Source organism: Spartinivicinus ruber (assembly GCF_011009015.1).
Lineage (GTDB): Bacteria > Pseudomonadota > Gammaproteobacteria > Pseudomonadales > Zooshikellaceae > Spartinivicinus > Spartinivicinus ruber.
On the sequence record NZ_CP048878.1, the window covers coordinates 1,267,957 to 1,290,041 of the forward strand.

The window sequence follows — 22,085 nt, forward strand, 5'->3', positions numbered from 1 at the left end:
AGGTAAGTGTTTAATGGAAACTAAAAATAGAGAAATACAATAAAGCTATTATTTTTGATAATGGTTTTTTCGGCTTTATTCAAGCCGAAGCGCTAGACGCATGGTGTAGCGTTTGTAATTAAAAGTGGTTAATGGCAGTAACAGAAGTGAAGAAGGGAAATATTTTTAATACTAATCTTAATTAACCCTTTCTTTAAATATAAAGGAGATACAGATGAATAAGCGAAGTCTTTTAGGAAGAATGCTTTGTTTATGCTTTATGTTTGCAGGAATGAACAGCTATGCACATGTGTGTGACGATGAGTGTGGAAATCCAACTGATGCAGGAGATTGTAAAACATTAGTTGATGATGGACCATTCTGTTCCACACTTTGTCCTGAACCATCCCCTCCTATGCCTGCTTCTTGTGTTGATGACTGTGGTCCGCGTTGTAGCTAGAGCTTTGAAAAAGTAATAGTGACTCATTGATGAGTTTAATTAAAAATCAACCTCCAAAATACTGGTTATTTTTAACAGTAAGTAAATAAGGGTGTACATAAATGAGTTGCTACCAAAATAACGTTAATACTTGAATATTTCATAAAATATAAAGAAAGATATCTCGGGAGCTTGCTCCCGAGTGTAACTGTAAAAATTCCGTTTGACCGAAGGTCAATCAGGTCGGCGTAAACTCGGTTGCTTGCGGCCGAGTAGTCGGGCTGAAGGAATTTTTTTGATAGCAATATAACAAATTATGCAGACTCAGAGGGTATCTCTTGAAAAAACTAAAGCCTAGGTTCGTTAATGATAGTCACAATCCCCAAAAGGTAAAAAAGTATTTTCTTTGAGTTATAAAAGGAATTGATATGAAAAAGCGAAACCTTACTAAGAAGTATTTAGGTATAACACCAATCAAAATAGCTATGTTCTGCTCATGTTTTATTTTTACCGGAATCTATAGTTATGCAGGTGAGTTAACGGATCAGCAAAACAATACTCTCAAACCCTACCAAGGCAACTCATTGCTATTACTCCTCGCTAGAAACGACAGTGGCACCCCATTTATTCCTAATGGAGGACGTACACTGTCTTATACCAATCGTGGTAAATAATCTGTAAAATACCTGGTCACAGTATTTCACTTAATTTGACTAGGAATTTAATAATGGCAAGGATTGCTTCTATTCCAGATGAATTGTATGACTACGACTTTGATGCCTTACTGAACAGAGAACCACATCCAAGAACACGGCTTCGCTTATTAGCGATGGCTCATTTACAAGCAGGTTGGTCTCAAACTGAAATAGCACGAGCATTAAGGAAATCAAACAATACCATTCAGGACTGGCTCAACCGTTTTAGACGAGATGGCCTTGAAGGACTTTATGAACAACCCGGTAGAGGAAAAAAACCGTTTCTTTGTCCTTCACAATATAATGAATTTAAAGCAGCGGTTATTACCTTACAAAACCATCGTCAAGGCGGTAGAGTTCAGGGTAAAGACATACAACAGTTGCTGCTGGAACAATTTAATATAGACTACAGCTTAAGTAGTATTTATGAAGTATTGCATAAAGCAGGACTTTCTTGGATTACATCAAGATCTAAACATCCTAATCATCGCCCAGATAAACAGCAAGCATTTAAAAAAACTTTGAAAAAGAGGCCTTAAAAGTACTTCCCTCATGCGTTTCTCCAGATAAAGTTGATATTTGGTTTCAAGATGAAGCCAGAGTGGGTCAGCAAAATACCTGTACGCGTATTTGGGCAGAGAAAGGTACGCGTCCACGAGTGGTAAAGCAACAACAGTTTGAGTCAGCTTATCTCTTTGGCGCTGTGTGTCCTGCTAAAGATAGAGGAGTGGCTCTTGTATTACCTATTGCTAACACAGAAGCAATGAGGTTGCACTTAACAGAAATTTCAAAAGCCATTTCTAAGGGAAGACACGGACTGGTTATCGTTGATCAAGCGGCATGGCATACGACTCATCGCCTAGAAATACTTGCGAATATCACGCTATTAAATTTACCACCCGTTTCCCCAGAGCTTAACCCGGTAGAGCGGATATGGGAAAAACTGAGAGAAGATTCACTGGCAAATCGTTGTTTTAAAAATTTCAATGATATTGTTGAGTCTTGTTGTGAGGCATGGAATGTATTTGTGAATAAGAAAAATAACATTAAAAGCTTGTGCTCCAGATGTTGGGCTGTTTTAACAAGCTAATAAACAGGATTGGTATTACACTACCGAGGAATGTCAACTTGGGTGCCCTGTTAATAGTTGTAATTCACAATGCCCAGACAACTGCTATAATCCTCCTCATGACTGTCATGTTAATCCTTCGTGTTGTAATCCAGGATAGTACCCCTTTTTTTCGTGTTTAATACAGTAAATGGAGCTTTTTGTAGCATCAAAATTCAGGTTTAGGGCTGTGGAGTTAAGGGAGCATCGGGATTTTCAGAGATATCTTTTTCACCCTTAAAACCAAAGGGTCCACGAGGCAGATAAATCGTGGACTCATTGCCATTCTTATGGCGTACACGCACTGGGATCGACTCGCCAGCTTCTCCTTTTCGGAGTTGACGATATAAATCACTCGTTGTGAAGATCCGTTCGTCATCGTAACTCAGAATAATATCACCAGCCTTTAAGCCTGCCTTTTCAGAAGGGGAGGTTTCATATACCTCGCTAATTCTCACCCGGTTAGATTCACCTGTAGCATACAAATAACGGTCGTATGTTGTATCACCTAATTCCTTGCGCACTGCTTCGCTGAAACTTGTTCTAGACTGCTTGGTGCCAGGGTTACGAATGGCCTCGTAGTAACTCTGTAGCTGCTTCATTCGAATTTCATTAATCCGTTGAATAGTTTTAGGATCAAAACCGGCTTTTTCCAGTTGCTCGCGTTTTTTACTTCGACTGCTCTTCGGGGTGAGTCCATCTTTGGCTGACTCTGCGTCTGACTTTGACAACATTCCCTGAGAGGTTAGCCTATCTGAGCCAGGCATTTGTGCCTGAAGCACTTCTTCTAATAGCTTGGTCAATTCTTGCTGCATACTTAGGCTCTGAGCAAGATCTCGCTCCAGCGTGCCAACCCGTTGTTCGAGTCGGGCGAGATCATGGGTTTCCACAACAGGAGCCGTAGCCAAAGGGATTGTTGTTGGGGGGCGTTGAGAAGCCGATACGGTATGGGCGGGCGTTTTCTGTTCAGGTGAGGAAGTCAATGTTAATGTTCCAACACCTATCCCCACCCCGATAAAAGCTCCACTCAGAAGTAGCACAACGGAATTTGGCATTACCCACACTTATTCGTAGATGCTGCTAAATGCAATAGGAGTAGCCTTAAAAAGAGTATAATACTTAAGGTGTTGTAAGTGATTAAGTTTATGATACAGCTTTTGCTGTGTTGTTTTATGACATCATCTTTATATGGACCTGTCCTAAACTATTAATAAATAGGTTGCATCAATAAGACAGTAATAAAAAAGTTGCTGTTTTTTTGAAAAATCTCCAAAAAATATGTCTGGGTAAAGTTGATCAGAACACTGCTATAATCATCGGCAAGAGGTAATTTGTTTTTCTTTAGACTTTTGAATAAATGGACTTTAAAACACAAAAAGGATTTGTATGAAACCCTTTCTTAAAGTAGCCCTTGGAATCATGATTTCATTAGCGGCAAGTTCCGCAATCGCTGACACCCCTGAGCAGGTGATCAAAACTAAGCTAAGCCAGTTGGACGATAAGAGGACAATAGACCGAATTACTGAAACACAAATGAAAGAAATCTATGAAGTGCAGTTTTCGGATGGCAAGCTGGTTTATTCTAATGCTGATGGTAGTTACATGTTTAATGGAGATATGGTTAAAATCGAAGGCAACAAGTCGACAAACCTAACAAAGCAGGCACGTAGCAAAGCGTTAGCTAAGTTAATTAATGCAATACCAAAAGAGAAAATGGTGGTTTTCTCTCCTAAAGGAGAAACGAAAGCGCATATCACAGTTTTTACTGATGTTGACTGCGGCTATTGTCGTAAATTGCACTTGGAAGTGCCTCAATTGAATAAGATGGGAATAGAAGTACGCTATCTCGCATTTCCTAGGAGAGGCAAGAAGTCACAGACTTATGCCATGATGGAAAATGTTTGGTGTGCTAAAGACCCTAAAGAGGCAATAACCTTAGCGAAAAAAGGTCAGGAAATTGCGGAAAACAAGTGTGATAACCCGGTAGAAGAGCAATATAAGTTGGGCTTACGAAGCGGGGTTAGAGGTACTCCCTCCTTGGTGTTAGCTGATGGAAACTTAGTCCCAGGGTATAAGTCAGCAGAAAAACTGGCTGAGTTATTAGGTGTAAAATAATATGGGGTTGTCGTTTAGGCGGAATAGTCCGCCTTACAAATTAGACAACGGTTGAGAGTGTAGAGCTTTAACCGCTAGTTCAGGGTTAACATCAAAAATCCAAAATAATGCATTTGCAGCAAAATCACTTTTAAGTGAATAAATACCACTTAACCCACTTACTAAAGCCATATTCTATGAGGCTTCTAATCCTTCTGCTGTATATCAAACTTATGACAAACTATTTATTACTAATGGCAGTCATCAGTTTCACTGAGAAGCTAGCAGGCTGGGAAAAAGCACTCATCCTCCCCACCTGCGGGTTTTGTGTCATAAAAAGTTTGTGAAAAATTAGTTAGAGCAGTTAGTAGCTGTAATTGCTTGTGAGCTAAGGGGTATAGGGAGAAGGAGTTGATTTCATTTAATGAAATTTTATCTAGTGCAATTCAATATAATCCAAATATTGTGTAATTGGTTTATTATTTATAATAGTTTGGATAATGTTTTAATGGTGTTCGAGTGAAGGTTTTTACTCGAACACAGTATTAATAATTATATGAAATGTAAACCTCAGAATATATAAATTCAAAAAAGGAATGAATATGTCTGAGAGCAACTTAAATAGGCGTAAAGCTGGAATGCTGCTTTTCGAAATAGAAGAGTCATTTGGAGAGTATATCAAGAAAAAAGTAAATGATATACCAAACTCAGTTGTAGAAACTCTTCAGGAAAGGAGAGGTGACATTAAACTTTCATCGATAGGTGATGTTTTAGAGCAAACATATTTAGCTGAAGTATTTCAACTAGCATTAATTGCTACAAAAAATACCTCACTATACAGGTTTGTAAATGAAATATCAAAACTAGCAGTGTTATATACGCTGTATGAGATAAGAAATGCAATAGCTCATCCTAATCGCCCCTTCCCTAATTGTTATTGGTATAGATTGGCAGCATTTGCAAGTGACCCATTAATCTCTGCTCTTGGAATACAAAAAATACAAAGTTGCTTATTTTCGGCTGAACAAGGGAAAATTAATGATCCACCTGATGAGTGGTTAGATAGTGCGTTATTTCAAGTTAGAAATAATCTTCCTAAGCAATTTGAACATGACATAACAGGATTAATTGGTAGAGAAAAAGAAAGTGAAAGGCTTATTAATTTATTAACAAATCCAAGGGTTAATACGGTAGCTGTTATTGCTCCAGGTGGTTATGGTAAAACAGCTCTGGTTCTTGACATGTTACACCAACAGATAACAAACCCAAAAACATCATCATACGCTGATGCAATAATATTCATATCGCTAAAAACTGAAAGTCTAACTATTAATGGAATAAAAAAAAGAACAGCCCCTCAAACCATAGAGCAACTTAAATCCGAGTTGACTAAGGCAGCAGAAGAAACATATGAAGTGCCATTTGATAACTTTGAAGAATGCAAAGATTACTTAGAAGATCAAAAGCTATTAGTATGTATTGATAATTTAGAAACCCTATTAAGGGACAATCCAGAAGCATTTAATGAATTAAACTTGGAGCTACCACCTTTGTGGAGAATACTTGTAACGAGTAGAACCATGATTAACTCAAACCAGTCAATTACTCTAGAGCCTCTGGGCAAAAAGAACTCTATAGACCTGATTTTTTCCTATATTAAAAAGAGAGGTGGCAAGTCCATTGGGGAAAAATTCTCTGAAAAAATTGCAGCTAGCTGTTACTACAACCCATTAGCAATTAGATTGTCGGTTGATAAAATAATCAATGGAAGCGCTGTCCAGACTGCTATTACAAGTACTAAGAATGAAATTGCTGAGTTCTCTTTCAGAAATTTAATTGAATCTCTATCATTGAATTCCATTAGTGTATTAGAGGCGCTTCTCTTATCAGGAGAACGAGAAAAAATATATCTTTGTTCGTTACTTCAGATTGACTTAGATGAACTTTCAAATGCAATGAATGAATTAATACCAACAAGCTTACTTTTACGAAAGGTCTATGATGATGTAGAACTATTCGATTTAAGCCCTTCAATAAGAGATTTATTATTACTTGAAACGAGTAATTTCTCTCTGCGTGAGAAAATACTCGCACGTAAAGAAAAGATAGAGCGACAAGCGAGTGAAGTTGACAAAAAGCAAAAAGAATTATCTATATCAAATTTAAATGTAACGCATATTCCAAGAACAACAAATCAAAGTTTAAAAATATTACTTGGGCGTTTTCATAGATGTTCAAAATCTGACACTGAGAAAATGTCTATCCTGGTGAAGGACTTCAAACAATCATATGAAACATTTAAGGATATAGATATTTTTCAAAGAGAGTATTCTAGATTATTATCCGTTTTAAAGGACTTTAGGGTCGCTATAGTTCAAGCACAGCTCGCTGTAGAAATTGACAAAGCAAACCCACTGAACCTTTATGTTTTGTCGGATGTTTGCTTTCGGGCTAAGGATTATAAAAGTAGTAGTAAGAATTACTTAAAATTATTTGATTTTTGTGAGAATCAAGATATCCCCGACAATAAATTCTTAGTTAGCGTTTATCATGGTACATTTCAGTCTCTGTTGTGGGGAGGGGATTACGAAAAAATTTTTGAGTTGACGACAAAATGGAAAGATAGAGAGAAATATTCTGCATTGTTTGGAGGTTATAGATCGACAGCATATAAGAGAAGTGTTGAAAATAGCTTTCACAAAAATGTAAATACGTATACAGATGGATTATCACAAAGTGTTTCTGTAATGAACGAAGTCTTCAAAATTGCCGGATATTTAAAGAGTCCATGTATACAAAGCTTAAAAATATTTGATGAAATTTGTTATGTAATACCTAAGCTTTATTCAGAGCCTCAATGGGTAGATTTCTGCACCCTATGTTTTGAATTCATCAAAAGCCATTACAAAGGAATAATCGATCAACAGTCTCTTGAAAAACACACAGATGAAAAAATTTATAAAATTCAAAATACTGTTGTTACATTGAGCAAGTTAGAGTTTAAAAACAATCCTCTTACAAGTATTGTTTTTGAGAATAAAAATGAAGTCAACCTTGATAATATAGATTCATCTTATGTGGAAGTACGAGTGTACCATATAATGAAAGACTCAAGTAATAAGTTTGCTCGCGATAAAACTGGAGCAGAGTATTATCTTACAAAAGGTAATGCTTCAGGCAACTTACGCTTCATATGGGAGAACATATCCGAGGGGGATCGATTATTTGTGAAACCTTGTGACTCAGTTGATGAAGGAAAAGCTATACCTGTTACTGATATCGTTCAGTTCTAGTAAGTCAAATAAAAGGTGGCTCTAGGTGACGTTGAAGGTGACATACCTGTTATTAGTTTCGTTATGCACAACTGGCTAATCAATCAAGGAGCTGTTGGGTAAAGATGCGTACTATCTAATAGGAGGCAAGTTAGTCAAAAGTACTTTTACTGAAGTTAATTTAGAATAAAGCATTATTATAAACTACATCGATCAGTAGTTTAGTTATTGATCAAAGCCCGTTTGAGTGCGAAACGAGTGCGAAAACAGTCCCCACTTTTGGACAAAACCTCACCCTGTAAGATTTTCAGGTAATGTTATAAGTGGTTGATTTTAAAGGGATTTGAGTAAATTTAAGGTGAGTGAAAGTGGTGGAGGCGGCGGGAATTGAAAACCTGGTCTTGCCGTTATAACTACTTGATTTTATTGGATTTTTTTAAAATTTTTCGTGCTCGTGTGAATTTCGTGTGATTTTTGATGGTTTCACTTTAAACCATATCTTGAGTAAATTTCATCCAATAAAGTATGGCCTGAAGATAGTTGTGTATTAGCAGCCTTATCAATCCCTTTTTGTAACAATGCAACAGTTGTATCCGGCACATTTTTACTGAGTGCATAATATGCTGGTATTGATTGGAACGAGTAAACAACTTCAAACTTATTAATGTTATAACCCAACTTAGTAAACATCCACTTAGCTACGTTGACTTCATAAGCCCAAAGGTCAAAACGTCCTAGAGCTAACATACTTGCGAGTGTTTCAGGGTGGTTATTACCATATTTCAAGTTTACTAACCTAGCACCGGCTTTTCTTACTTGTTTTTCTCCTGCGTCATCTTTTACAACGCCAATAGTATAGTTTTTCAGGTCATTGGGGTTAAGAATCTTTATATTAGAGTCTTTTTTAGCGATAAGAGATATTCTGCTTATGATATAAGGGCCGGCCCATTTAAACAGCTTTTCTCTCTCTTTAAGTCGGCTAGTACCAAACAACACAATATCTGGTTGGCTTTGAATCATAGTGTAACCCCGTGTCCAGGGTAAGACTTTAATACTGGCTCTTTCTATAGGACAGTTGATGGCCTTTAAGGCTTCAAGTAGTAAGTCAACAGATACGCCTTTCAGTATTCCATCTTCTCGGTAATTATGGGGAGGGTAGTCTTCAGTTATGTAAGTTAGCTTTTGTAATGGACAACTGAGAGCTGATAGGGCAGTAAGTAATAAACTGATGGTGAATAATCTATAAAGCATTTTGACCATTAACCTTGAATCACTTTATTAATTCTTACCTAAGAATAGCAGAGGAGGGGGGACTAGTATTAACCATCTAAAATAAATTGATGCTCAGTATGTCCTTTAATGTCCCTTTATGACCATTAATGACCTATTTTTTTAAAAAATAGGAAATTCTAGGAAATCTAATATCAATTAAGTGATGTATTTCCCCTAACGCTACGATATAATTAACTTTTAAAGTCACTGCGTTGTACCCACACTTTAAATTCGTTTTTACAGTTAGTAAAAGGATCAACAATGCAGCAAAAGCAACCCTGGTTGTCGAAACTTATGAACTCAACTGAAACTAATAAAGTGATACTTGCCTTTATTAGATCACAGGGATATCAGAATATACCTCTCATGGAGCTATATCGTATTCTTTACTATTTAGCAGAAGAGAATCAGTTGCTGAGAAGCGAAAAATTACAACTGCGTAATGTCGCTTTTCAGTCTAAGCAAACTTTAGAGCTGGTACTTGATAAAATAAAGTAGTTATTTCTTTAGCGTACTAATAATAATTATAAATTATTAATTTTCTAGAGAGACATGTATGTCCTCCCTTGAATATTGGTTACTATTGAGCTGTAAGTAACCGTGTTAAGTCATACCTCTATCCACACCATATAGTAGGCCCAATATTGGGTTAGCTTTCCTTTCTAATTCGTTTTTCGAGTTCTTTGTCAAGCTTGCATAGGTGATATTTTTTACGTAGTTACCGAGCCATAATCACTCACATTTATGATCGATAGGATTGTCGATCACTGAAATTAATATACGCGAATTGAATTTGATATTTCTCTAGTTCTGCGTAGAATTTGTTCAATTACAATCAGGTGCCTTTGGGGTTGGTTAGGCCAATGAAGATGTATATGGTCAGAAAACAGTGGTTGCACTGCGTTTTCCTGAGCAGGTTTATGATGCAGAATCAGGGCTGCACTACAACTACTTTAGAGAGTATGACACTTTGCGATGGTTTTGTTATTGCAACTTTATATTTTACAAGTATTAACGATAATTTTATGAGTAAACGTCGTGGACAATAAATTAATAATATTGTTGATACTATCAGAGGTTGTTTCTTTAGTACTACTTTTTAAACTGTTATTCAAGGATATAAAGCTTTGGCTAAAAGTAGTAGGTGGACTCATACTTTTAATACCATTTGTTGGCCCATTAATGTATTTATTTGCTTTTGATGATACAAAACCTCAATCAACATTCTTACAGAACAATCGCTCTAGGGGAGACTATACGCATAACTGGATTTCTATTAAGTCAATTTTGAAAAAAAAAATAAAGATAGTGACAATAATGAAAATTAGTATAGAAGTTCAAATTACCATCATGTTGTTTCTGAGTTATTGGTTATCGGGCTGATGGTAATCTGAGTGATCCGATTGAGTTAGCTGGTGGGTTGAATACATATGCTTATGTATTAGGTAATCCTTTAAAATTCGTAGATATTTTGGGGTTAAATAGTTGTGGTTCTGGACATATTTATTGTAACTTTTCAGAGCTTCTTGGTCAGGTTTCAAGGCAATCCTTGACTACTGCTTTTAAAAATTCTCGAAAAATTGCTGATGATAATAACCTTCGTAAGGTTCGAGAACTATGTGATAAATTTGGAGGGAAACCCAAAGATTGGAAAAAATGAGCAGGGATAGACGATAAAGGTCGAGAGTGGCATTGGTATGAGAAAAAGGGAGGGCAAAAATTTGGGCTTAAACCTAATGGTGCACATGACCCTTTTTAGCTAAAATAAATGATATGAAGATAAAATCGATTAGTAATGTCAATGAAACTGGTATAGAGGTTAACGGTTCCTACCAGCCGGGATTAACCTCGAACCGTATATATAATGTCTTGGGTATGGATCATGATTCCTACAGGATACTAGCCGATGATGGTGAACCATATATGTACCCAAAAGAACTATTTGAAGTTATTGATGACAACATACCTTCGAATTGGGTTAGAAGAGAATTTGAGGATGGTGAATATTACCTTGATCCGCCAGAATTATCAGAATTGTATTTCTATGAAGATTATTTTGACGGAGTTCCTAGTGTAGTTGAAAGGTTTCGCATGTATTTAAAATCTAATAATTTCTTAAATAAAGACTGTAATTAAATCTGAATATAAACAAATATACGTTGTATATGTGTAGCGTACCAAATTACCACCATACTTTTAACCAAATAATTGACCATACAGCTTGATGGTAATCTAAGTAGGTAAGCCCCTGTTAATCAGTGGGCTTGTCTGCCTCCCCATCGATTTTCAAGGATTATGACCCGAATTTAGGGCGCTATGTTCAGAGTGATCCGATTGGGCTTGAAGTTGGGTTGAATACTTATGCTTATGTACTCAATAACCCTTTAAATTTCTTCGATTTTTTAGGATTAAATCCTGACTGGGTTAATGCATTAAACGAAAATAACTTACCAGCTTCTTATGAGAAAAACCCAAAGCATACAAATGGTCAGAAAACTCAGAAAGGAAAGCCTGTTTCTCCCCAAAGGCCTGATGCTCGAGGTCTTTTTGATAAGTCTTTTCCAGGTTTAGACCCTAATCGTAGAGACAAGTTAGGTAGGCCTACAAGAGCATTTGCTGTAGATGATCAAGGTAAAGTATGTACATTTAGCAATGATGGCCATGGTAGATATCATTATTCATCAACAAAGTCAGAACTTCCACCTAAAGTTAGTGAAGATATAAAGAAACGAGTTAGATTAGAGAAGAAGGCAGCTCGGGCTCGGGGTCTTCGGATGAGGAGGCAATAATGAATAAGCTATTTCAACTTAAAAGTGATGATACTTTCATGCTAAATCAATACTCTAACTGGTATTCAAGAGTATTGTTAACAGATAGTCCTACAAGTAAACTGTATGTTAATATTAGTGACTTACTTTCTTATACATCTGAGTTTATAAATGGTGCTTTTCTTAGGGTGCCGAAGGCTACTTCTGAGAGATTGAAAATTATTAGCTTGAATAGAATAATTGAAAACTTGAATAACATAGCAAACTATAGTGGTTTATATTCCTGTTTCATAGAAGGTTTTTTTCAGGAAGAGAAAGATGATGCTTTTGAACATTTAAGTGGAGAGTTATTTGTTTGGAGTAGTGATAATGGAGAAATCAATGCAAGGATGCTTATTGGTGGGTATGAGTATACTCCAGTATTAACTTATAAAAATCTTGACTCTTACATAAATGATATAAAATTTTTAAGAAAGTCAATAGTTCACAATATAGTCAGCTGTGTAAGAAATGAAATAAAACTAGAAAAAAGAACTAAAGGTGAATACATGGAGTACTACAAAAAAGGGATTTCAATGCACAGAAACCTGCTATTGGAAAGTCAAGATTTTGATATACAAGATAGATATGCTGTTACAATAGATCAGTCATTTTGGTCATGGACTAAATAGGTCAAAATAAGTGTATTCTAAATTAGGTAATCCCCTGTTAATCAGCGGGCTTGCCTGCTCTCCCCTCCTATCGATTTATTTCCTCATTTATCTACTTCATAAAATTGCTAAACGGCACTTGCCTTCTATCCAGGCAAGGATAGGCTTAGACATGGAGTCTCCTTCTACAAGGGAAAAACTACTTACAAAGACACTGCAAGTAAAGGTAGACTAATGAAGTAGAAAATTAATCAGAAAAGAGTTTATTGTAATGTTAACGATCGGTTAGTGGGTGGCAATTGCGCAGTGTAGTAATTGACATCCTAATTCAACTGCTGGTTATACGATGGCCTCAATGTCGGTATCGAAATATTGATAGCCTGAGACTTTACCATTTACCACAATTGTATAGATTGGCATACACTTTTTAATATGCCAGTGTATTTTTTTTATTACTCCGTTCACCTTCTTGCGAGGAAGAAAAACAACCTCACCTACCTTAAAACCAGGAGCTGGAACTTCTTCAATATATGCTTCTTTGACTCTAAGTATATTCTCGCCATCCTTGAGTATTTTGTACCCTTCACTTTCACCTAAGTATTCGAAACAACAGCGCTGCCAGCCACTGGTATATTGTTTTGATACCAGCTCTCTATCTGAAGGATGAATATTTGCAATATCATCTTCATTTAATATTAATAGTGAGCTATAGCAGTATTTCATTTTTGCGTATAACGCCTAGCTCACTGAGCGCGCGTTAGCGCGTCCGGTGCAGCTACTTGTTAGCTTAGTTTTTATAATCAGGACCGACAAAGCTCCATTCCGTAACCGGTACTTGAACAATCATTACAGAGTCTTGCTTAAATTTCCGTGCGTATAGGGACGCTAATTCCTTAGCTTTTGTGGTGCCCTCAGAGTTAACTATGACAGTCACTACTTTAGAACGTTCGGGCTTGCCTTTATAGTAACCAACGGAATCCACAACATTAAAACCTTCAAAAACCTTTACTATTTCGTCTTGTTGAAAAGACTGCCACTCCTTTAAAGACACACCGCCTCCGCTAGGAAGAGATAAGCCAAAAAACATTCTCAACCTATACAACTCATCTGCGTTGGAAGTTGAAGTGCTGACCAAAATTATTATTGACACTAAGAAGTAATATAGTCTTTTTTTCATGGTTCTTTCCCTAGTTTAGAAGCTAACTATATATGAATGTCACTATGATGTAACCCCCGTCATACTTCACTTAGTTAAACTAACACTCGTCGTATACCCCGAAGCACTTACCAAGTGCTTTGTCTGCTTCACTACCCATCGACCATCTACGCCAGCTCTTACACCTTGAATAATCACAGGTCTTTCAGCTATTAATTCAGGGTTACCCACCACGGTTATACTTAAACTGGCTTCTGTATCATTTAAACCACTTAGCTTGGCTTTAGCACTAACTTGGGCTGCTTCCTTGGTTGGGTATATCATTTTAATAGTATAAACCGGCTCACCATTACCTACTTTGACATGGCTGGTTTTACCTTCTTCTGTCGAATGGTGCTTAGCTGTCACACTTTTGTAATATTGACGATCAGGTGCCTTAAGGTTCCACTTACTAACTTTGGTAATAGTGATAGGCGATAGTTGCCTACCGGTTGCTGTTTTGGTTTTCCCTCGCTCAACAAACACCAAATGTTCCATCATTGGCTTAACAATCGCCCCATGATCCAATGCAATACGACTTAAAAAATTAATATCTGATTCTTCTGTCTGGTCTATATGATCAATGACAATAGGCGTAAATATTTCTGCAATTTTAGGTTTCAAGCCATTGTCATTGGCAACTGTGGTTACAATATCTACCAACTTTTTTTGATGCCATGAACGGGATTTAGGGCTACGGAGCTGATCTCGAAGGTTAGCGCCTTTTGCCTGTATGGTCATTTGATTTGGTGGACCAGAGAGTGATACCTCATCAATAATAAAATCACCCATATGAATATTCTGGATAGCGACTGATAGCTTGGTGCCTTTGGCGGGTATGGGTAAATTACCTTCAGGGTCAGAAAGCTTAAGGGTTACACTATCTGACTTGATCCCTGCTTCATCGGTGAGTTCGAGGCTGATAAGGTGGTTTTGGATGATGACTGGGTAAGATGAGATAGTGATTTGGTAGTTAATTAACATAGTAGTGGAAAGTACTAAATTTTTTACTTAGAGGGTTTGAGGTAAAATACTCAGCTCATTTAGAAATTATTAGGCTGTACTAATGAAAAGTTGCTTTATTATTCTTATTTCTTTGCTCTCAACATACACTATTGCTCAACCTAAAGACGAAACAAAAGTAACTATTGACGCTAATAATATTACTTATCAAGGATATTTATCAGCAAAAGCCAATGAAAAAGTTTACAATCTTTACAATCAATCTAAAACCAAACCTACTTGGTTTTCTATTAAGAGTAAAGGTGGAGAAATTGGTTTAGGAATGGACTTGGCTGAGTGGATTTATAAAAATAAATTAAATGTTAAAATAGTAGACTATTGCTTTTCATCTTGTGCAAACTACATCCTTCCTGCCGGAAGACAGTTGGTGTTAGAAAAAGCAGCTATCTTTGGTTTTCATGGTAGTGTGAATAGTAAAGATAATGATTTTGATAAAGATTTTTCTGGTTTAGATGAATATATAAATACTTTACCAGAAAAAGATCGTATTCTAACTAAAGAGAAAGTATTAAAACAATTTCAGGCAGACCTTATAAGAGATCGTAAGCGAGAAATAAATCTATATAAAAAGCTTGGAGTTTCTCCCCAGCTACCTCTGTTAGGACAACAAGAAAAGTACCAGCTATCACTTAAGAATTATCTAGGTAAAGATAACCTTGAAGAAAAGGACCAATATGAAGGTTGGTACTACTCCTTATCTGACCTAAAAAGTTTGGGAGTAACAAATATAACTGTTATAGACCCACCTTGGGCACCAGCTGAAAATATCAAAAAGTTTAAATTGCTTAGACTCTATATAAAGGAAGGTGAGTTAAGACCATAAATTTTCTGCAGCCTGGGCTATAGGGGCCAGCTCAGGCAATCTAATTTTTATGCCTGCCACTAAAACAGGCCCTTGCTCCACTAACCCCGGATTAGCCTCTAATACCTGCAGTACAACGCTTTCATCACCATAATACTGCTTACAAATCCAATCCAGTGTATCACCGTCCTTTGTTCGGTAGATTGTCGCCATAGTAGGTTATGCTCACGCTGAATTCTATTTTACGGCACTTGCCTTCTTTATCTGGGTAAGAGCCGTTTTCGTTTACTTGGGTAATACACCAATAGCCGAGTATTTCGCCAGTACCCGCTACTAGGATAAAGGGCGCACCTGTTCCGGCTAGCTCTACCATATGCAGTAGGCTATCACGGCTGCCATATTGGCCAGGGTACATAACGCCACTTAAAGTCATGGTTCGCACGGTTTCCCCAGTATACTGCTGCTGGGGATAGCCCCCAATAATAGGCTGACTAGCCCATTTAAATTGCCATTGTTGGCGCAGCTGTTGATAGCTGGCTGTTTTAATCGAAAAGATAAAATCACCCAGCTTAAGCAGTGTATAGCTCATAGGGTCGCCATATCCATGTCGTATAAAGCACTGCGTTGTCGGGCTTCGGCTTCCTGCTCACGCTCTTCTAGCTTGGCATTAACCTGCTGGGCAATTTCTTCTGCAGACATACCAGTTGCGCCCTGAATCGTGATTGGTGCATTAATGTGGGTGGTAGCATTTATGTTTTTCTGTTGGTTAATTTGCTGCAGCCGCCTTTCGATTTGCTTGGCATTGACGCCTTGTGTTTCTTGTATCTGGGCTCGGCGTTGTTGCATCCGCTGATTGACTTTGCCTGCAACGGTTTGCTTTTCTTCCTCATCATCACCCGTAAACCAGCGCTTAATGCCTTTAAGCTTTTCAATGGCGTTATTAATCCATTTAAATTTACTGCGTAGCCAATCAATGGCGGGCTGCCAGATTTTCATCATTAACCCTAATGGTGAGTAGCTTAAAAAGCTTTTGGCAATACCCGCCACACCACCATCAAACGCCTGACCAATACCATCCCATAGTTTGCTAAAAAAGCCACTGATGCTATCCCAGCTGGAAACGATGTAACCAAGTGGCGTAAAGTTGAGAAAGTATTTTTTAATTATTTCAAATGCATAGCTGCATGCACTAGCAATGGCATCAAAGGTATCCCCTAAAAAGGTAGAAACGGTGCTCCAGTTGGTATAAATCAACGTCGCGCCAACAGCAATGAGTTTAATGATTAGACCAATCGGATTGGCCATCATGGCTAAGCCCACGGCTTTTATTGCTGGAATAATCGTCATTAGCGCAGCACCTGCAGCTAATACCGCACCGACTAATTTCACCCCAACCAAAGCGGCGACGACAGCGGCGATATTTTTCCAGCCAATAGTGGCCTCGATAAATTTATTTATTTTGCCAGCGACAGTCATAACCGTCGAACCCAGGTTCCACATAAAGCGACCCACATTCACTAAGGAATCCGCCATGTGGATTAATAATTGATTAAATCGAGCGCCGTATTTTTCATGAAAGGCTTTAAACTTAATCATCATACGGGTAACCAAGGGCATAAACTTGGCCCCAATGGATTTACTGACACTGCCAATGATTTGTTTAAAGTCTAAAAACGCATCCTGAAAATCCTCGGCATTTTTAGCATCTTCTTTAGAAATTATATTACCAGTCGCTCTGGCATCTTTTCTTAATGCTTCTAAGCCTGCTTTTCCGCCATTCAACATATTAACCAACCCAACACCCTCGGTGTCGAATAACTTCATGGCCAGCCGGACACGATCCGCTTTATTGGGGATATGCTTCATCGCTTCGGAGATTTGCTCAAACTGCTCTTCCGGTTTCAGCGAGTTTAACCATTTGGCATCCAGCCCTAATTCTTTGAGTGCTTTACCGGTTTTACCAATCCCAGCAGCGGCTTCCGACACCCGTCGTACCATCCGTTGGGAAGCGGTATTAAACTGTGCTGTTGATACCCCAGAACGCTCAGCGGCATATTGATACTCTTGAAGTCCTTCAACAGTAAATCCCAATTTGGCGGCATGTTTGGCAATTGGGTCACCTCGATCCGCCGTGGATTTTACCATGGCTAACAGTCCACCCGCTGCCCCGGCTAAGCCTCCAGCAGCCCATTTACCGGCAGTTTTTAACTGGCCAAGCCGTCGCATCCCTGATTGCTGAAGTCCTTGAAAACGAGCAGTACGCTGCAACTGTCGCTGGGTGCGGGCCAGGTTATTTAAATTCACCCCATAGCGTTGTGCAGAGCGAGAAGCACGCGATAAGGATTGCTCAGTACGCCGAATCGCATTGGCTAACTGTTGATTACTTCCCCCGGCTTGTTGCTGTTGCCGACGTAATTGAGCCAAGCGTTGGCGATACCGATCTACCTGTCGTACAGCGGCCAGCTTTTTATTGGTTTCCCGGTAGGCTTTACCTAGTTTACTGGCAGCGGATTCGGTTTTTTTAAAGCTTTTTACCAGCGACTTATCGATATAAGCGCCAATGGCAATATTGAGTTTATTGGCCATGATTATGGTTGCTTAGGAAGGGATTTGTACCAATCAAGCAGGTCATCGAGGTCCATGTCTAACAGCTCGGACAATGGGGTACCTCGCAGATAATACGACAGGTTTAAACAGATTTGCTGGACCGATCGCCAGTCGAGTCTAAAAAAACCGCCACCACATCATTCAAGTGTTGAAAATCAGCGGCATCTAACTCTTCTATGGTTTTAATATCCAAGCCGGATAAATCTGCAATCATATGAATGCTTTGGCTAATTTCACCGCCACCGCGTTTTTCAATGTTTTTCATATCTTTGGTTTTGGGGCGGCGTAAGGTGACTTCATTAATGACTTCGCCGTTGCGCTCGACGGGGTAATTCAATTTAATAATTTCGCTCATGGTGTACCTATTGTGTTGTGTGTTTTTTGTTTGTTAATTGGTTGGAATGATTGTTTTTTTATAAGCCTAATAATTCTCGAATATTCTGCATGTGGTCAGTGCCTTCCACGTTACGCACATGGTTAACCACATCAATCTCATAAATCAGCTGGTTGTTAATGGTGAGTTTGTAGTAATCCAGTTTGAGGGTGGCGGTTAAGCTGGATAATTCGGCTTGTTTCCACTCCCCAAAATCCAGTTCACTGACTAAACCACGACAAACCGCATCAATCCCTTGTTCACCCTGACCAGGATTGCGCAGGACACCTTTTATATTAAACGGCACCTGTTTGCCTTTTTGGAAACCAAAATGCTTAAGGACGTCGGTATTACAGTCGTCAATGGTAAAGCTCAGCTCCATCGCTTCCATCCCCAAATCCAAATGGGTGACCCCATCCATGCCACCGCCTCTAAACTCTTCAGTTTTAAGGGTAAGCTTGGGCAAGGTGATAGATTGAACCCGTCCCGCTTGGCTGGCCCCATCAATAAATAACGTGGCATAAGCGACGTGATTAGCGTGCATTAAACACCTCCTTAAAATAATCGTCGGTTAAGGTGGCATTAAAGGTGATGTGTTCCGCTGGCGCGGGTGGGGTAAAATCAAAATTAAAATACACCTTACCATCGGCTAAGGCGTCAGGGGTATTTAATTCCGGGTCCGCCCAACAGGTGCCGCCTAAAATCGCACCGATATTTTTTAACCGACGTAGATAATTATTCACCCCTTCAGTGACATCAGCGATGTAGTTTTTCGTGATATTACGATCAACCGCCCATAGATGTGCCCGTTGCAGTGAGTCATAAATAATTTCTGCGGTACGCACTACACTGACAAACGCCCATTTCGGATCACCACTACAAGTCCGGTTACCCCAGAGACGGTAGCCGTCTTCCTGAATAATGGTAGTGACATCATGGCTATTTAAATAATTGGCTCGGCAGTTTTTATCCCCCAATTTAAAATCAATCGGTCGAGCCGTACCTAAAATGCCGTTAATTAATTTATTCGACGGGGAATGCCAAAAGCCATGATCGTTATCAATTTTAGCCATTAATCCCGCCACACGAGCCGAAGGGGGTTCAATGACAATGCCACCTTTACCTTCGTTTATGTCGCTATTCCAGACTTTAACCCAGGGATCAACTAGGTAAGCGTAACGTTTACCAAATACATCACGATATTTAACCGCCTCTTCACCGGTCGTGTTAGGGCCATCAATGATCGCGATACCACCTAATCGCTCTGCTACGAGCACCAATTTTTGGGCGGCGGCCTTGATATGTGAAAATTCTGGGGCAATTAAAATCCGGGGCTCGACATGGACCGTACTTTTCGCATCCAGGAAGGCATACATGCCGGTATTAGGTTCGCCTTGCTTACCAATAATGGCATTCAGTGCGGTATTTTCATTATCCGTGGTTTCTGGGGATACAGGCGGTTTATCGTTAACCCGAATAACCACCACCATCGCCCCAATCTGATCAAAAATACCTTGCAAGGCGGCTGGTAACGTCCCTTGCTTACCGAGTGCTTTCGCTTTTTTTAAGCTGCCGGCTAATAAAATCGGGGTGTCATAAGGAAAAACGTCGTCTTTCGCGTCGGGTGCAGTACCGACTAAACCGATCACACTGCTTTTAACGGTACGTATGGGGCGTGGGCCGCTGTCAATTTCAACGACCTCGACGCCATGGAGAAATTCGTCTGTCATGGGGATTCCTTTTTATGGTTAAAAAAATGAAGTCAAAAATACAAGGTAGGGTAGATTTATTTAAAATACTTCGAAGGTAATAGTGGCACTTTCAATATCTTCATATTCCAGTGGTAGCCCTTTTTTAACTTGTTCAGTCGTTAAACGCTTTATTCCCATTGAAAATAGTTCTTCATCACCATCAATCGTATCGTCCGGGCTAACTTTTTTCACATATTCACTTTGATGGTTTTGCATATACAGCAAGTCATCAATGATATCACCGGTTAATGTACTAATACTGACTTCACCGTTACTGTTATTGCTGGTCAACCAAAATTCATCATCACTATTTAGTTCAACACTCTTTTGGTCACCATGATTGTTTCCTCTCATGGTAAATAATGCAGTATGCGCTTTATCAACTGACTGGATTAAAATATTTCCTTTCTGCTGTTGATTTCTAATCGTGACTAATAAACGAAAAGAACGGTCACGATAGCCTAACGGCAACCATAACGTACCTTTGCCGGAAATTTGTGGACGATATATCCGTTTAGATGCAATGATGGCTGGGTAAAATTGGCTGCTTTCAATTTTCCCTAACAACACATCGTCATAGCTTGAATCAAAAGATACATGTTGTTCATCCAAACCATGAGTATTATACGTGCTATCCTCTAAGTCTCTTAAATTGAAGCCTGTAGAAGGTGACCATCGTAAGTGATAGGTTTTGTCTTGCTCATAGGAGAATGTACGTTCACCTTCTGAATAACTTGCCGTATTGAAGTTTTTCCACCCGCGCCAGCGTATAATTTGATTGGGCTTTATCGTTAATAATTGGCTACTCAGATTGACTTTAAGCCGGTTATCGTCATTCAGTATTTCTGCAGCAATTGGCATTTGTGAAAAGCTATTGGCTAACAAGTTTTCAACATATGAGCGAGAAGCCAATACAATTGCAGGATCAATTTTAAGTTCTACATTCGCTGTATTACTTAGCTCAAAAATAACCTTTATATATAGGCTACTACCACTACCTTGAGCCAAAGTGGGTTTATACGTTTTCGGGTATTTACCGATGGCAATTAAATTATCATCTGTATCATACAGTCCAAATTCAGTAATATAAAAGTTACCATCTTCTTCAGGGATGACCGTTTCAATCACCAGCCAATGATCGTTATCCGGGTCTTGGAAAATACTATTAATAGGCCCCTGCCATTTTTCCCTAACCAGTGCAGTATCTGTTTCTTTGGGGTTGGTTTCTTTACCCCCATCTTCACCACCATCACCCACTTTTAAGGTGGTTAGTTTAACTGTTTTACCCAATGCCTGGGCGTTAATAATCCTGGCCTGCCCAAGCTTAGTGAGCAAGCTAAAGTATTTTTGATTCAAATTTAGGCTCCTTTGGGATAGATCGTGATGGTATTAACTGCTTGATAGCCCGTCACCAGTGCCCGGCAAATGTTGCTTGTCAGTTGCGTTGTAATAAATGGATAAATCTGGTGTGTCACAGCACTTTGGTAACCGGACGTCAAACAAGTACACAGCTGGCTATTCATTTCTTTGGTTAAATAGGGAATAACCGTGGTTTGTTGACCTTGTTGACATGTCACTGCCACACGCGGCATTTTTGTTTTATTGGTTAAATAAACGGTTAAGTCAAAATGACTCCGAACATTTTTAGTACGCTTAATTAGCCGATTAATATTGTCGTATTCTTTTTCAGTAAGGCCACGGGTTTCTAAATTCACATCGGCTTTAAACGTATAAGGCTGGCCGTTATATTCAAACCATTCGGTTACCGTGATATCCACACCTGTTGCAGCCAACGCTTTTTTTACCGCGCCAAGGGTGCCTTTATGTCGATGCACTTCAATGGATGCCTTAATGACATTACGCTTGGTTGGCTCTTCCCAAGCTTCGTCCCATTCATCCACCGATAAGGCCCAAGCCAACCACGGTAAACAATTGGCAGGGCAGGTATCAGGATGCCAAACGTGATTAGGGTAAGCGGGTATTTCACTCATACGACGAGTGCTATCAGCCAACCCTTCTTCTAAAGGAGTGGTGTTATTCGGTAGTAAACTCATGAA

General features: G+C 38.9%; 26 protein-coding genes. 12 read left to right on the forward strand and 14 right to left on the reverse strand.

Going from position 1 to position 22,085, the window contains the following annotated elements; all coding sequences use genetic code 11:
• Positions 1-214: 214 nt before the first annotated feature.
• The 4 genes from G4Y78_RS05900 (at position 215) to G4Y78_RS31320 (ending at position 2,203) form a co-directional block, all read left to right on the forward strand.
• The gene (locus G4Y78_RS05900; protein ID WP_163832146.1) at positions 215-439 is read left to right on the forward strand and encodes a hypothetical protein; all 225 of its coding nucleotides are present in this window, start codon (positions 215-217) and stop codon (positions 437-439) included.
• Between the two features lie 407 nt (positions 440-846).
• Positions 847-1,092: a hypothetical protein gene (locus G4Y78_RS05905; RefSeq protein WP_163832147.1), complete on the forward strand. Its 246-nt coding sequence runs from the start codon at positions 847-849 to the stop codon at positions 1,090-1,092.
• A gap of 53 nt (positions 1,093-1,145) precedes the next feature.
• Positions 1,146-1,652, forward strand: coding sequence for an IS630 family transposase (locus G4Y78_RS31315; protein WP_163832145.1), 507 nt, complete (start codon positions 1,146-1,148; stop codon positions 1,650-1,652).
• A 38-nt stretch (positions 1,653-1,690) separates the two neighbouring features.
• Positions 1,691-2,203 carry an IS630 family transposase gene (locus tag G4Y78_RS31320; RefSeq protein WP_163836397.1) on the forward strand — a complete coding sequence of 171 codons (513 nt, stop codon included), beginning with the start codon at positions 1,691-1,693 and terminating at the stop codon, positions 2,201-2,203.
• 200 nt (positions 2,204-2,403) lie between these two features.
• Here the strand turns inward: G4Y78_RS31320 and G4Y78_RS05920 are convergent, their stop codons facing one another.
• Complete coding sequence (locus tag G4Y78_RS05920; protein WP_163832148.1) at positions 2,404-3,276, reverse strand: PDZ domain-containing protein; 873 nt, start codon at positions 3,274-3,276, stop codon at positions 2,404-2,406.
• 331 nt (positions 3,277-3,607) lie between these two features.
• On the opposite strand from G4Y78_RS05920, the gene G4Y78_RS05925 reads away from it, so the two are divergent.
• On the forward strand, positions 3,608-4,336 hold the full coding sequence (locus G4Y78_RS05925; protein ID WP_163832149.1) for a DsbC family protein: 729 nt from the start codon (positions 3,608-3,610) through the stop codon (positions 4,334-4,336).
• Between the two features lie 33 nt (positions 4,337-4,369).
• On the opposite strand, the gene G4Y78_RS05930 is transcribed toward G4Y78_RS05925, so the two are convergent.
• A complete protein-coding gene (locus G4Y78_RS05930) occupies positions 4,370-4,507 on the reverse strand; it encodes a hypothetical protein (RefSeq protein ID WP_163832150.1) in 138 nt (45 codons plus the stop codon).
• Between the two features lie 410 nt (positions 4,508-4,917).
• Between G4Y78_RS05930 and G4Y78_RS05935 the strand changes: the two genes are divergently transcribed.
• Positions 4,918-7,608 carry an NB-ARC domain-containing protein gene (locus G4Y78_RS05935; RefSeq protein WP_163832151.1) on the forward strand — a complete coding sequence of 897 codons (2,691 nt, stop codon included), beginning with the start codon at positions 4,918-4,920 and terminating at the stop codon, positions 7,606-7,608.
• A gap of 462 nt (positions 7,609-8,070) precedes the next feature.
• On the opposite strand, the gene G4Y78_RS05940 is transcribed toward G4Y78_RS05935, so the two are convergent.
• Positions 8,071-8,838: a substrate-binding periplasmic protein gene (locus G4Y78_RS05940; protein ID WP_163832152.1), complete on the reverse strand. Its 768-nt coding sequence runs from the start codon at positions 8,836-8,838 to the stop codon at positions 8,071-8,073.
• Positions 8,839-9,120: 282 nt separating this feature from the next.
• Here G4Y78_RS05940 and G4Y78_RS05945 point away from each other — a divergent pair, with 282 nt between their 5' ends.
• The 5 genes from G4Y78_RS05945 (at position 9,121) to G4Y78_RS05970 (ending at position 12,298) form a co-directional block, all read left to right on the forward strand.
• Complete coding sequence (locus tag G4Y78_RS05945; RefSeq protein ID WP_163832153.1) at positions 9,121-9,357, forward strand: hypothetical protein; 237 nt, start codon at positions 9,121-9,123, stop codon at positions 9,355-9,357.
• Between the two features lie 922 nt (positions 9,358-10,279).
• Positions 10,280-10,519 (forward strand): hypothetical protein, encoded by a 240-nt coding sequence (locus G4Y78_RS05955; protein ID WP_163832155.1) that lies wholly within the window; start codon positions 10,280-10,282, stop codon positions 10,517-10,519.
• A 113-nt stretch (positions 10,520-10,632) separates the two neighbouring features.
• On the forward strand, positions 10,633-10,995 hold the full coding sequence (locus G4Y78_RS05960; protein ID WP_163832156.1) for a hypothetical protein: 363 nt from the start codon (positions 10,633-10,635) through the stop codon (positions 10,993-10,995).
• Between the two features lie 128 nt (positions 10,996-11,123).
• Positions 11,124-11,648 carry an RHS repeat domain-containing protein gene (locus tag G4Y78_RS05965; protein ID WP_230425705.1) on the forward strand — a complete coding sequence of 175 codons (525 nt, stop codon included), beginning with the start codon at positions 11,124-11,126 and terminating at the stop codon, positions 11,646-11,648.
• Positions 11,648-12,298 carry a hypothetical protein gene (locus tag G4Y78_RS05970; protein ID WP_163832158.1) on the forward strand — a complete coding sequence of 217 codons (651 nt, stop codon included), beginning with the start codon at positions 11,648-11,650 and terminating at the stop codon, positions 12,296-12,298. Before G4Y78_RS05965 ends, G4Y78_RS05970 begins: the two co-directional genes overlap by 1 nt.
• 318 nt (positions 12,299-12,616) lie before the next feature.
• On the opposite strand, the gene G4Y78_RS05975 is transcribed toward G4Y78_RS05970, so the two are convergent.
• The 3 genes from G4Y78_RS05975 to G4Y78_RS05985 form a co-directional block, all read right to left on the reverse strand.
• Positions 12,617-13,000 (reverse strand): hypothetical protein, encoded by a 384-nt coding sequence (locus G4Y78_RS05975; protein WP_163832159.1) that lies wholly within the window; start codon positions 12,998-13,000, stop codon positions 12,617-12,619.
• Positions 13,001-13,064: 64 nt separating this feature from the next.
• On the reverse strand, positions 13,065-13,454 hold the full coding sequence (locus G4Y78_RS05980; protein WP_163832160.1) for a DUF3574 domain-containing protein: 390 nt from the start codon (positions 13,452-13,454) through the stop codon (positions 13,065-13,067).
• 66 nt (positions 13,455-13,520) lie between these two features.
• On the reverse strand, positions 13,521-14,456 hold the full coding sequence (locus G4Y78_RS05985) for a contractile injection system protein, VgrG/Pvc8 family (protein WP_163832161.1): 936 nt from the start codon (positions 14,454-14,456) through the stop codon (positions 13,521-13,523).
• An 82-nt stretch (positions 14,457-14,538) separates the two neighbouring features.
• On the opposite strand from G4Y78_RS05985, the gene G4Y78_RS05990 reads away from it, so the two are divergent.
• Positions 14,539-15,318, forward strand: coding sequence for a hypothetical protein (locus tag G4Y78_RS05990; protein WP_163832162.1), 780 nt, complete (start codon positions 14,539-14,541; stop codon positions 15,316-15,318).
• Here the strand turns inward: G4Y78_RS05990 and G4Y78_RS05995 are convergent.
• The 8 genes from G4Y78_RS05995 to G4Y78_RS06030 form a co-directional block, all read right to left on the reverse strand.
• Complete coding sequence (locus tag G4Y78_RS05995; RefSeq protein ID WP_163832163.1) at positions 15,307-15,510, reverse strand: tail protein X; 204 nt, start codon at positions 15,508-15,510, stop codon at positions 15,307-15,309. The genes G4Y78_RS05990 and G4Y78_RS05995 overlap by 12 nt on opposite strands.
• Positions 15,479-15,886, reverse strand: coding sequence for a phage tail protein (locus G4Y78_RS06000; RefSeq protein ID WP_163832164.1), 408 nt, complete (start codon positions 15,884-15,886; stop codon positions 15,479-15,481). Before G4Y78_RS06000 ends, G4Y78_RS05995 begins: the two co-directional genes overlap by 32 nt.
• Entirely contained in the window at positions 15,883-17,883 is a 2,001-nt protein-coding gene (locus G4Y78_RS06005) for a phage tail tape measure protein (RefSeq protein ID WP_163832165.1), read from the reverse strand. The genes G4Y78_RS06000 and G4Y78_RS06005 overlap by 4 nt, the downstream gene beginning before the upstream one ends.
• A 103-nt stretch (positions 17,884-17,986) precedes the next feature.
• On the reverse strand, positions 17,987-18,259 hold the full coding sequence (locus G4Y78_RS06010; protein WP_163832166.1) for a phage tail assembly protein: 273 nt from the start codon (positions 18,257-18,259) through the stop codon (positions 17,987-17,989).
• 58 nt (positions 18,260-18,317) lie between these two features.
• Positions 18,318-18,821, reverse strand: coding sequence for a phage major tail tube protein (locus G4Y78_RS06015; protein ID WP_163830719.1), 504 nt, complete (start codon positions 18,819-18,821; stop codon positions 18,318-18,320).
• On the reverse strand, positions 18,811-20,007 hold the full coding sequence (locus G4Y78_RS06020; protein WP_163832167.1) for a phage tail sheath C-terminal domain-containing protein: 1,197 nt from the start codon (positions 20,005-20,007) through the stop codon (positions 18,811-18,813). The genes G4Y78_RS06015 and G4Y78_RS06020 overlap by 11 nt, the downstream gene beginning before the upstream one ends.
• A gap of 60 nt (positions 20,008-20,067) precedes the next feature.
• Positions 20,068-21,384 carry a phage tail protein gene (locus G4Y78_RS06025; RefSeq protein WP_163832168.1) on the reverse strand — a complete coding sequence of 439 codons (1,317 nt, stop codon included), beginning with the start codon at positions 21,382-21,384 and terminating at the stop codon, positions 20,068-20,070.
• A 2-nt stretch (positions 21,385-21,386) separates the two neighbouring features.
• Positions 21,387-22,082: a phage tail protein I gene (locus G4Y78_RS06030; RefSeq protein ID WP_163832169.1), complete on the reverse strand. Its 696-nt coding sequence runs from the start codon at positions 22,080-22,082 to the stop codon at positions 21,387-21,389.
• Positions 22,083-22,085: the final 3 nt, after the last annotated feature.